General features: G+C 53.7%; 13 protein-coding genes and 1 pseudogene. 7 read left to right on the top strand and 7 right to left on the bottom strand.

Features of this window, described 5'->3' with window-relative positions:
- From DQX05_RS26015 to DQX05_RS26005, 3 genes and pseudogenes are all read left to right on the top strand, one after another.
- Positions 1 to 307, top strand: a pseudogene (locus DQX05_RS26015) (CotH kinase family protein); the annotation flags it as partial.
- 313 nt (positions 308 to 620) lie between these two features.
- On the top strand, positions 621 to 1,253 hold the full coding sequence (locus DQX05_RS26010; RefSeq protein ID WP_119796223.1) for a hypothetical protein: 633 nt from the start codon (positions 621 to 623) through the stop codon (positions 1,251 to 1,253).
- A gap of 66 nt (positions 1,254 to 1,319) precedes the next feature.
- On the top strand, positions 1,320 to 1,619 hold the full coding sequence (locus DQX05_RS26005) for a DUF6508 domain-containing protein (protein WP_119796222.1): 300 nt from the start codon (positions 1,320 to 1,322) through the stop codon (positions 1,617 to 1,619).
- A 134-nt stretch (positions 1,620 to 1,753) separates the two neighbouring features.
- Here DQX05_RS26005 and DQX05_RS26000 read toward each other — a convergent pair whose 3' ends face one another.
- Together DQX05_RS26000 and DQX05_RS32570 are read right to left on the bottom strand one after the other, a co-directional pair.
- Entirely contained in the window at positions 1,754 to 2,512 is a 759-nt protein-coding gene (locus DQX05_RS26000; protein WP_119796221.1) for a class I SAM-dependent methyltransferase, read from the bottom strand.
- Positions 2,513 to 2,666: 154 nt separating this feature from the next.
- The gene (locus DQX05_RS32570; protein WP_259392238.1) at positions 2,667 to 2,795 is read right to left on the bottom strand and encodes a hypothetical protein; all 129 of its coding nucleotides are present in this window, start codon (positions 2,793 to 2,795) and stop codon (positions 2,667 to 2,669) included.
- 157 nt (positions 2,796 to 2,952) lie between these two features.
- On the opposite strand from DQX05_RS32570, the gene DQX05_RS25995 reads away from it, so the two are divergent.
- The 3 genes from DQX05_RS25995 (at position 2,953) to DQX05_RS25985 (ending at position 7,750) form a co-directional block, all read left to right on the top strand.
- Positions 2,953 to 4,068, top strand: coding sequence for a saccharopine dehydrogenase family protein (locus tag DQX05_RS25995; protein ID WP_119796220.1), 1,116 nt, complete (start codon positions 2,953 to 2,955; stop codon positions 4,066 to 4,068).
- Positions 4,065 to 5,492 (top strand): MFS transporter, encoded by a 1,428-nt coding sequence (locus DQX05_RS25990; RefSeq protein WP_259392237.1) that lies wholly within the window; start codon positions 4,065 to 4,067, stop codon positions 5,490 to 5,492. The genes DQX05_RS25995 and DQX05_RS25990 overlap by 4 nt, the downstream gene beginning before the upstream one ends.
- Before the next feature lie 506 nt (positions 5,493 to 5,998).
- Positions 5,999 to 7,750 carry a proline--tRNA ligase gene (locus tag DQX05_RS25985; protein ID WP_119796218.1) on the top strand — a complete coding sequence of 584 codons (1,752 nt, stop codon included), beginning with the start codon at positions 5,999 to 6,001 and terminating at the stop codon, positions 7,748 to 7,750.
- A gap of 80 nt (positions 7,751 to 7,830) precedes the next feature.
- On the opposite strand, the gene DQX05_RS25980 is transcribed toward DQX05_RS25985, so the two are convergent.
- The 5 genes from DQX05_RS25980 to DQX05_RS25960 form a co-directional block, all read right to left on the bottom strand.
- Complete coding sequence (locus DQX05_RS25980) at positions 7,831 to 8,067, bottom strand: spore germination protein (RefSeq protein WP_119796217.1); 237 nt, start codon at positions 8,065 to 8,067, stop codon at positions 7,831 to 7,833.
- A gap of 104 nt (positions 8,068 to 8,171) precedes the next feature.
- Positions 8,172 to 8,507 carry a spore germination protein GerPE gene (locus DQX05_RS25975; RefSeq protein WP_182914907.1) on the bottom strand — a complete coding sequence of 112 codons (336 nt, stop codon included), beginning with the start codon at positions 8,505 to 8,507 and terminating at the stop codon, positions 8,172 to 8,174.
- A gap of 19 nt (positions 8,508 to 8,526) precedes the next feature.
- Positions 8,527 to 8,706, bottom strand: coding sequence for a spore germination protein GerPB (locus DQX05_RS25970; protein WP_119796215.1), 180 nt, complete (start codon positions 8,704 to 8,706; stop codon positions 8,527 to 8,529).
- Positions 8,684 to 9,316, bottom strand: coding sequence for a spore germination protein GerPC (gene gerPC, locus DQX05_RS25965; RefSeq protein ID WP_259392236.1), 633 nt, complete (start codon positions 9,314 to 9,316; stop codon positions 8,684 to 8,686). Before gerPC ends, DQX05_RS25970 begins: the two co-directional genes overlap by 23 nt.
- Before the next feature lie 24 nt (positions 9,317 to 9,340).
- Positions 9,341 to 9,541, bottom strand: coding sequence for a spore germination protein GerPB (locus DQX05_RS25960; RefSeq protein WP_119796213.1), 201 nt, complete (start codon positions 9,539 to 9,541; stop codon positions 9,341 to 9,343).
- Between the two features lie 161 nt (positions 9,542 to 9,702).
- On the opposite strand from DQX05_RS25960, the gene DQX05_RS25955 reads away from it, so the two are divergent.
- The gene (locus tag DQX05_RS25955) at positions 9,703 to 10,008 is read left to right on the top strand and encodes a hypothetical protein (RefSeq protein WP_182914906.1); all 306 of its coding nucleotides are present in this window, start codon (positions 9,703 to 9,705) and stop codon (positions 10,006 to 10,008) included.
- Positions 10,009 to 10,027 lie beyond the last annotated feature (19 nt).

Below are 10,027 nucleotides of genomic sequence, written 5' to 3'. Positions count from 1 at the left end.
AGCGGGTCAGCCGCCGAACGCCGTAGAAGGGCAGGACGCGCAGAATGGAGCGTCGGGGAATCCCGACGGAGGCGGGCAGGCGAACCCGGGCGGCGGGGCCATGCCTGAATTCGACGGGAAATGGCCGGATATGGGCAATGGCCAGATGCCGAACTTCGGCGGCGGCCGACCGGGAGGCAATCGCGAGCAAGACGATGCCGCAGCGATGAACGATCGGGTAAACGAAGCGATAACGGTCGGCATCGTTCTGCTCCTGCTTATCGGAGCTATCTTCTTTGTCCGGAATTATAAAAAGAAAAGCTTATAAAACAGTGCTGTGCAGAGCGCCCTCATCCGTAGGGTGCTCTTGCATATTTCTTGAATGTCTGTAGGAAGGCGATTATCTTCCGTAGGTTATCTATTTCCGCTTGCAGGGGATGTGTATAGTTTTGGTATAGTCCGTAATGGTAATCTATTGTTCAATTCAATGCTCTTCTCACGTTCCCCGACATCTTGCCCCTGAACCTGCACAATATATTCCCGTGCACTCGTCTACTACGTCTAGCAAGCGCTGAAAGCCGTGCTTTGAGCGCATTGTGGCCGGAATGAGCAGCAGTCAACAGCGGAGGAAGCTTTGCAATATGCGCATAATCCCGTTGAATGGGGAGTGGGAGTTTATTCCCGGGGTGCTTCTTGGGGATGACTTACGCAGTCCTGCTTCATCCGGAGACGAGCCAAGCTATGTGTACGTTCCCGGCACCTGGAGCCCGGTGACGGGATCCGCCAGCGGGTATGGTTCATACCGGCTGCGCATCCTAATGAGTCCCGGCCAAGAGCGGTCTTTCGCGATTCGTATACCGGGAATGGTCAGCTCTTCTGCGCTGTATGTCAACGGCAAGCTGCTTGCGAATGCCGGATGGCCTGGGCCGAACGAGGCGCAGACCGTATCGCGGGATGTGCCATATTCCGGTTACTTCGTATCCGGCGGCGGGGAGATTGAGATTATCATTCAGGTAGCGAATTATTTTGAAGGGGTGGATAGGGGGATAGTGCTCCCCCTTTATTTTGGCGCGGCCGAGAGTGTGAACAAGGCGTCATCGATAAGCATCGGCTCGCAGCTTGTCGTCTGCATCGTGCTCATCATGCACTTCATCTATGCTGTCGTTTTATTTTGCATCGGGGTCCAGGTCAAGAGCCTGTTCTATTTCTCGATATTAGTTCTGAGCGCTATCTTTGCGACGTTGGCCGATGATGACAAGCTGCTGCTGGACTGACTGCACCTTGATTATGGCTGGAACATCCCGCTGTTGAATCTTTCACTGCTTCTGGTGGCAGGCTTCATGTTTCAATTCGTGAAATGTATATTGCCGGAAGGCGCCGGACACAGATGGTTCAGGGGCCATGCTGTACTGAGCGCCGCGTCTATCGCCATCATATTGCTCGAGCTCTTAGAGAATCAGCTCCAGAGCGTCGATGAGCATAGCTGCTTTATTGAGCGGGCGAGCATCGAGGAACTGCGGAAGCTGATGACGGCTTATGTGCGGCAGGAACGCTTCTGCGAAGGCTTCCTTACTGACGTCATGAGGAGAGGATGGGTGGGCAAGGTGCTCGACCGGTTGCAGGCTCTCACGGTGGAGTGAACCGCAATCGTATTATCGTTTTGTCCCTATTCATCCCAGTAAAGTCAATTGATCCTGCTCTTCCGTATATCATCACTGCAGAACGCCAAAAAAGGTCTTGGCATATAACGCCAAGACCTTATGAATGTGAAATTTTACTTTCGAACAGCTTCAAAAGTGAATATTTGACTTCCGTCAGCCGGCTGCTTTCCATATACATAATCGGTAGAGCATACGATGTCTGAGAAGCCAATGTTTTCTAATACGAGCTTGAATTCCTCATTACCGTACCAGCGAAGCGCAAAACGTTGCAGCTCGGATTGAATTAAAGTTCCTTCGCGCCACTTTTCATATTTTAGATAGGATACCGAATATTGGTGGATCATATTAAATTCCACGAGCTTATCTTCTACGGTAATGACATCTCCTGAAGGGAACGTAAAGGTTGATGTAGACATCGTCCCTATCTCCATGCGTTCGGGCAAGATAAGGTCAATAATTACCCGTCCTCCGGGAGTTAGATGCTCGTAAAAGCATTTCAGTGCGTTAATCGAGTCTTGACGATTATCAATCAAGCAGAAAGACCCGGTTGGAATAATGATCGCATCGTATTTATGGGGCAGCGCAAAATTTTGTAATTCTCCTTCATACAGCACAGGCTTTACGTTTCGCTCTTCACAGCGTTGATGGCAAGAAGCCAACATTGCAGGGGAATAATCAATCCCGTCTACAACCAGTCCTGCTTCAAGAAGCGGGATGAGCATGCGCCCTGAGCCTACAGCGGCTTCTAGAACTCTACCTCGGGATGATCGGAGTCTATCAAGATAATACTCGATATCGCCACCGACGGAGTGACCGACAGGTTTGGTAAGATCATATACTTCCGTGCATAGATTGCTGTAATAACTGAACATTTACTTTGTCCTCCGCTTCGTAAGATACGGAAGATGGCAGTATGGATTAATCGGTATTATGCCTTCCGTACCTCTGATTTTGTGGTGAGTTTATTAGAGCTGACTGTCATTGTAATCGCCTCTTTCGTGTAGATTAATCCAAATGCTACCACGTTCAGAAGCTATATGCAACAATGGGGGGGAACGGCAGCAGGGAGGAACGGTAATCGGGAGAGGTGGCATAAGCTGCGCCAAGCTTCTCAATCTGCCGTCGTATCAAGGTCATCTGGTGAATGGTTGTCATAGAGGCGCTCCTTAGCATTTCCGTTAACGCAGCTAATATTTAATGTTATAAAAATAAATCGGACTGGAATCCCAGAAATATGGGATGGTAAAATTATCCTGATCCTGTATAATTGAGAATGTTTCTTAATTCCCAATTTATTATACAGGATATGGTGATGGAGATGGATACGAAAGAGAAGATTGTTGTCGTCGGCGGCTACGGCCATGTGGGGAGGACCATTTGCGGGATATTGGGGGAGCGTTATCCGGGCAAGGTGAATGCGGCCGGGCGCAGCCGAGAACGGGCCGAACATTTCTGCCAATCCGCCGAAGGCAAGATCAGACCACTGGAGATCGATATCCGGGAGCCGCTGCCGCCTGACCTGCTTAACGGCGTGAAGCTCGTTATCATGTGTCTGGATCAGAGCGACACGGACTTTGTCCGCGAGTGCTTCCGCGCGGGCACGCATTATATCGATGTGTCGGCGAACGGCTCTTTTCTTCGCCAAGTGGAGCAATTCCGGGATGAGGCGGCCGCTAATGGGGCGACCGCGCTGTTGAGCGTGGGGCTGGCACCCGGCCTGACCAATCTGCTCGCGCTGGAAGCGCAACGGTTGTTGGGCGAGACGGATCAGATCGATCTCGCGATAATGCTTGGGCTGGGTGACGCCCATGGGGAGGCGGCTATCGAATGGATGGTAGATAATCTGGGCGCACGCTTCGAAATAACGCGGAAGGGGGAGCCGGAGGAGGCGCTGAGCTTCACGGACGGCCAAATCTTCGACTTCGGCGCCGACCTCGGCTGCCGCCAAGCCTACCGCTTCCCGTTCTCCGACCAGATGATCCTTCCGCGAACACTGGGCGTCCCGACCGTCGCTACGCGCTTCTGCCTCGATTCCGCCATGGTTACCGGATTGCTGGCCGGGGCCAGCAGAAGGGGGGCAGTCCGTCTGCTGCAAGCGGGCTGGCTGCGCAGGCGGATTGTTCGCGGCCTCGGGGCGCTTCGCTTCGGGAGAGACCGGTTCGCCGTCAAGGCGGAAGCTCGAGGAAGAAGCAGAGACGGGAAGCCTGCCTTGGCAGAGTGCTTCCTCCATGGCAGGGATCAGTCCGCCGCGACGGCCAAGGTCGCGGCTGCCTCTGCCGCGATGCTGGTTGATTCGTTCTGCCCGAGCGGGGTCTATCATATCGAGCAGTTGACCGGGATGGGAAGCATGCTGAAGGAGTTGGAACCGGACATCACGTTCAATATCCGGCGATCTGATCTTCCGCCGGAAGGGAGGGAAGCCTGTTGAGTGCTTCCGCACACGGGATGATCGGAACAGATGGCAAGCAGCGGGCGTGGATGATGACGGCCATTTGCCTCAGCGCTTTTTTGTCTCATTTTACCGCCGGGGTCGTCAACGTATCGCTTCCCCGGTTCATCACCGTGTTCCAGTCGGATATCGGGACCGTGCAATGGATGACGACGGGGTATCTGCTCGCCATTACGTCGCTGCTTCCCTTGATGGGCAGGTTAGGCGACCGTTGGGGGCATCGCCGCATTCATAACTGGGGCATTGCCCTATTCACGATCAGCTCTGTCCTGGTCGCGCTCTCGCCGAACCTCGCCGTCCTGCTCGCGATGCGCATTGTGCAAGCGACAGGCGCGGCGATGTTCCAGGCGACGAATATGGCGATCATTACGTTCCATATGCCGGGAGCGCACAGAGGGCGGGCTCTCGGGTTCGTAAGCACCGCGGTTGCCCTGGGCGGCATGGCGGGCCCGGTGGCCGGCAGCTTCACCGCGGCCTGGCTGAGCTGGCAGTGGGCGTTCCTGATTCATGTGCCTGTGGCGGTATTGGCTACCGGGCTGGCGATACGCTTTATTCCTGCGGACCAGAAGGAGGAGAAGAGGAACTCCTCATTGGATCTCGTCGGAGCCATCCTGTTCATGGGCGGCATCGGTACTGGAATCTACGTCATTGTGGACGGCGGCGCCTTAGGTTGGGGCTCCCCGGGCATGCTTATGCTCTACGTTGTATTGCTTATCGTCTGGCCGTTGAGCTGGCTGTGGCAGTCCCGGCAAGAAGAGCCTTTTCTGCCGCTCGCGGCCTTCCGCATTCCAGCCGTGGCCTGCGGCCTGCTTATCAGCTGCGCATCGTTCCTGCTGGCCAATATTGCGCTGGTCCTTATGCCGTTCTATATCTCTGAGACAACGGGAGTATCCGCGGCGGATATCGGCTATGTCATGCTGGCATATCCGCTCCTCCTGGCCGTTATCGGTCCAATCGCGGGGCATCTCTCGGATCGGATTGGCTCGCGGCGCTTGATGTGCCTTGGACTGTGCGCCATGGCAAGCGGGTTCATGCTGTTCTCCGGGTCATTCGGCGAGCTGCCGCTGTGGGGGATCATCTGCACGCTAGCGCTGATCGGTGCGGGGATGGGATTGATCGCCTCGCCGAACAACAGCTTTATTATGAGCTATGCCATGAAGGACGACGCGGGCTCGATCGGCAGCATGATTGCTTTGACGCGCAATGTGGGCTTGGTGCTAGGCGCCGCGCTGGGATTGGGGCTGATGGATGACGGCGATCCCGCCAAGCCGCTCGAGGCATACCTGAACATCTTTGGTCTCGGCGCTTGGATCGGCGCTGCCAGCCTGCTGCCGCTCGGATATAGCTGGTACACGGGAAGAAGGACGATGAAGAGGCGGCATGGCGTTACTGCAGAGAAATGACAGCAGGCGATTGGGCCTGTCACGCGGCGGTACTCCCGGTCGCTCTTGACTTCCGCGGGAAATCGCGGTATGGTCAGAGAAATCTAATGCAGAAGACAGGAAAAGCAAGGACCAAAGACATGAGCGTCACGGAACGCATGCACAGAGAGGGGGCCCACGGGCTGGAAGGCTCCTCTTGCAGGTGGTCGCTTCCTCCTTTGCAGCTGCGGACTCCGGCAAGCTGCCGGCGGCCGCCGGGTTACGCCGTTATGCGTAGAAGAGGAATGCCCGCTTAGCAGGCGTTCGAATTAGGGTGGTACCACGACGCATTCGTCCCTTCGGGGCGGGTGCGTTTTTTGCTTACTTCCGGGCCCGCCTGCGGAGCGAAGCGGGAGCGCATACCGCACGCCGGACGGGGCAGCGTTCTGAGGTGCGGTGGAAGCGGCCAGGCGCAGCAAAAGCGTTAACCAGTGCTTGGGCGATATGAAAGGCATGCTTTTTCTAGCAAAAAGGGAGGTTATGGCATTATGCTTCAAACTCAATTATTCTCTCCAACACTCCGGCAGGCTCCGGCGGATGCCGAGGCGGCAAGCCACCAGTTGCTCGTGCGGGCGGGATACGTCCGGCCGCTGGCGTCGGGCGTCTATTCCTACCTGCCCCTCGGCTGGAGGGTGATGCGCCAGCTGGAGCACATCATTCGGGAAGAAATGGACCGGGCCGGAGCCCAGGAGCTTCATCTCCCCGCGCTGCTCCCTGCTGAGCTGTGGAAGCAATCGGGACGGTACAGCGTGTACGGACCTGAGCTGATCCGCCTGCAGGATCGGCATGGGCGGGAATTCGCGCTCGGCCCGACGCATGAAGAAGCCATTACGGCGCTTATCCGGGATGAAGTGAAGTCCTACAAGCGCTTGCCGCTTACGGTGTATCAGATTCAGACGAAATACCGTGATGAGCGGCGTCCGCGATTCGGCCTGCTGCGCGGGCGCGAGTTCCTGATGAAGGATGCCTATTCGTTCGATATCGATGCGGAAGGACTGGACGCCAGCTATCGCGCCATGTTCACTGCCTATCATCGCATTATGCGGCGATTGGGCCTGCGCTATCGCGCCATCGAAGCGGATGCGGGGGCTATCGGCGGGGATGGGGCTACGCATGAGTTCACGGTGCTGGCCGGTGTCGGCGAAGACACGGTCGTATCCTGCACGGCATGCGATTATGCGGCCAATCTGGAGCGGGCGGAGAGCGGAGGCGCAGCGAGGAATGGAGCTGGCAGCGGGCGAGAAGCCGGCCAGGACGGGAATCGTCCTGCGCCGGTACGTTTCCCTACACCGGGGATACGGACGATCGAGGAATTGGCCTCCGGTCTGAAGCTGGACCCGTCTGCATTGATTAAGACGCTTATCTATACGGCCGACGGGGCGCCGATCGCCGTGCTCGTACGCGGTGACCATGAAGTGAACGAGATCAGGGTGAAGAACAGCCTTGGCGCGGAAGCGGTTGAATTGGCGGACGAGGAGACCGTCGCTGCCGTGACGGGCGCGCCGACAGGCTTCGCCGGCCCGATCGGGCTTCGGCCGGATGTGCGGCTGCTCGTCGATCGGGACGTCGCCGCGATGAGCGAAGGCATCGCGGGTGGCAATGCCGCTGACGTTCACGTGAAGCATGTCGTTCCCGGCCGGGATATCCCGCTCGATGCGGTCGGCGATTTCCGCAACGTCATCGAAGGCGAAGCCTGTCCGCATTGCGGGGAGGGCCGCCTGCAGTTCCATCGCGGCATCGAGATCGGCCACGTGTTCAAGCTCGGCACGAAGTACAGTACTGCGCTTGGCGCCACGGTGCTCGACCCGAACGGCCGCGAGCAGCCGCTGCTCATGGGCTGCTATGGCATCGGGGTATCGCGCCTGCTGGCGGCGATCGTCGAGCAGCACCATGATGAGCGCGGCATCATCTGGCCGCAGGCCATTGCGCCGTTCCAGGTCCACCTTATTCCGGTGGCGTCGAAGGATGCGGAGCAGCGGCAGGCCGCAGAGCGTCTGTACGCGCAACTGAAGCAGGCCGGCCTATCCGTGCTGCTCGATGACCGTGATGAACGGATAGGCGTGAAGCTGGCCGATGCGGATCTGCTCGGCATACCGCTGCGCATCGTCATTGGCCGATCGATTGCCGAAGGCAGGGTGGAGTGGAAGGAACGGGCAAGCGCCGAGATGCGGGAGGTTCCGGTTGATGGATGCGCCGCTATGGGGAAGGAGTGGGCAAGGCGTAAAGTCCAACAAAAATGATTGAAAGGATGAGCTCAATAGAGAGGGCAAAAACCGGGCGGATTCCCCCGGTTTTTAGCATCAGATATCTATATCCAAGTCTATACGACCCCTCTGTTGCCAGCAGATGGAATATTCGAGTCAGCTACATCAGGATCTATCGTATTTGTAGCACTTGCGGCACTGTTGGCGTTCATAAAATCGCCTGTATTAAATGATCCCGCACCGCCGTAACTTTTCGCGGTGCTCGCTGGTGATACTTGTATCGAATCGCCAATATGCACAATTCCGCCTGATGTAACGCTGACGACTTTAATGTTTCCAACAATGGAGGGCATGCTACACACCTCAATTGACATAAGATAAATCCATCATATGCCATTTATTTGCCTATGTGACATGAGTTTGAGTTTCTCGCACCGCGCTTCTGGTTATTTCTTGATTAGTCCTTGATGGTTTTTATTCTTGAGTCACACCGAATCGAGCAGTTTGATCCAATTTGAATAACCGATGATTCCCCTGCTGACTTTGCTTCTATTTCCTTTACTTTTATCAATTTCGATTCGTTAATCACATTCATTTGCAGGGGGACAGGCACCTTTGTTTCAGGAATCTTTTTTGCAAAGATCGGAAACTCGCTAAAATCTCTGTCAGGTCCAATATAGAACGTGTCCTTGCTTTGAATGATTAAATCTTTCGAATCCGATGTTACTCTTTGGGCATCTCCAACAAGAAGTATTGAACTATATGAAATACTGTCCACCCGCAAATTCTGCACGCATGAGATTCTCATGAGGTTATGCTTTTTTGGGAGGAGCCGCAGTATCGGGGGTTACAGATTCCTCAGGCGGAGATTCAGCAAGAGAAAACAATCGGATTTCATTCGTATCGCCGACCATCAATACGGACGAGTTGGACACACCGAGCACCCGGATCGTATTTACATTGATTTCTTTATTGATGACTGTCATTTGCATGAGGATGCTGCGCTCCCTTCGTTATCGTTCCGATATGTTTATCGATGGCGATGTGGATATCGTTTTTTACCTTATCTACGATTTGATCTTTAGCAAGTGCCGGATGATTTGCCGAATATTCATCCATTTGGCCCATATAGTACTGAATTCGGCCATTCATTTGTTTTTGTAGATCACTGATCATACGTTGGCGATACTCGTGATTTACCATCGTTTGGTGTAATTTGGCAGTGGAATCAATGATATCCGGGACGCTGCTGTCAACATACTGTTCAATGATTTTGGAGACCGAACGATTTAGGTCGGAGGATTTATCGTTAGCGCTGTGTGTCCAGCTGCACCCCTGGGCCGCCATATCCTCGATAGATTTTACCCCTTCCGGAGTAACCCCTATCACTAATGTTCCATTCAGATTTTCTATCTTTAACTGGTCAAAGCGATACTCGATTTTGTCAATCGATATTGGTTTTTTATTTTGTAGGCCAGCAAGTTCTTTATTTACTTCCTCGAGCTTTTTCTCTAAATTGTCAATTTTACTTGCTTGCCACTGAATATAATTATGAAGTTGATTCAAGTAATGGTTCCATTCCTGTGAAGCATGATTCATCATTGGTTCCTCCTGTCATTGTTATTCTCAAGCCGGGGGCGGTAAAGGGACCAAAGAAGTGCCAGTTTCAGCGGCCTCCTGAGCCGATTGGACCGGTTCGGGAGCGCTAGGTGGATTGGATAGCGGTTGAATCACCCCTGCACTGCCGATTTGCAATACAGAAGAATTGGATACCGTGTTCACACATAGGTTTTGAATCGTAATACTTTGGTGGACAATCAGGTTCATACACTACCACCTTAATCCTCATGCGATTTTCCTGGATGACATGAATACCCAAGTCCAAAAGCATTTTTATTCCGTGCTCATATTACATATAACGCATCGTATTCAGGCAGATGCCCATTTGTTACCTCACGTTGGGTGAACACCTAGAGGAGCGGCTTCATATGATATCGCAATATCGGATCAACGAGGTGATGAAGTTGAGCGAAGCATCAAACGGTACAATTGATTGGAAGAAATTCGAACAATTTTTTGGCACAAATTTTCCTTTTGTAGATAAGGGCAGCGGGAAACTCTCGGATAATTGGGTCGAAAACTATGTGCAACGGATTTTGAAGAACGTCCCTGGAGTATCGAATACAAACCAATCGTTGAGTCATGAAATTTTTCAGACCCATCATTTTGTATTTATCAAAATTAAAATTCCCGATTCGATTAGAGTGTGTCTTCAAACTATAAGCTCACATTAAAACATGGTAAACTTAACCT

Origin of the sequence: Paenibacillus thiaminolyticus, assembly GCF_003591545.1 — a bacterium.
Taxonomy (GTDB): domain Bacteria; phylum Bacillota; class Bacilli; order Paenibacillales; family Paenibacillaceae; genus Paenibacillus_B; species Paenibacillus_B thiaminolyticus_A.
This window is presented reverse-complemented; position numbering and strand designations above follow the sequence as displayed.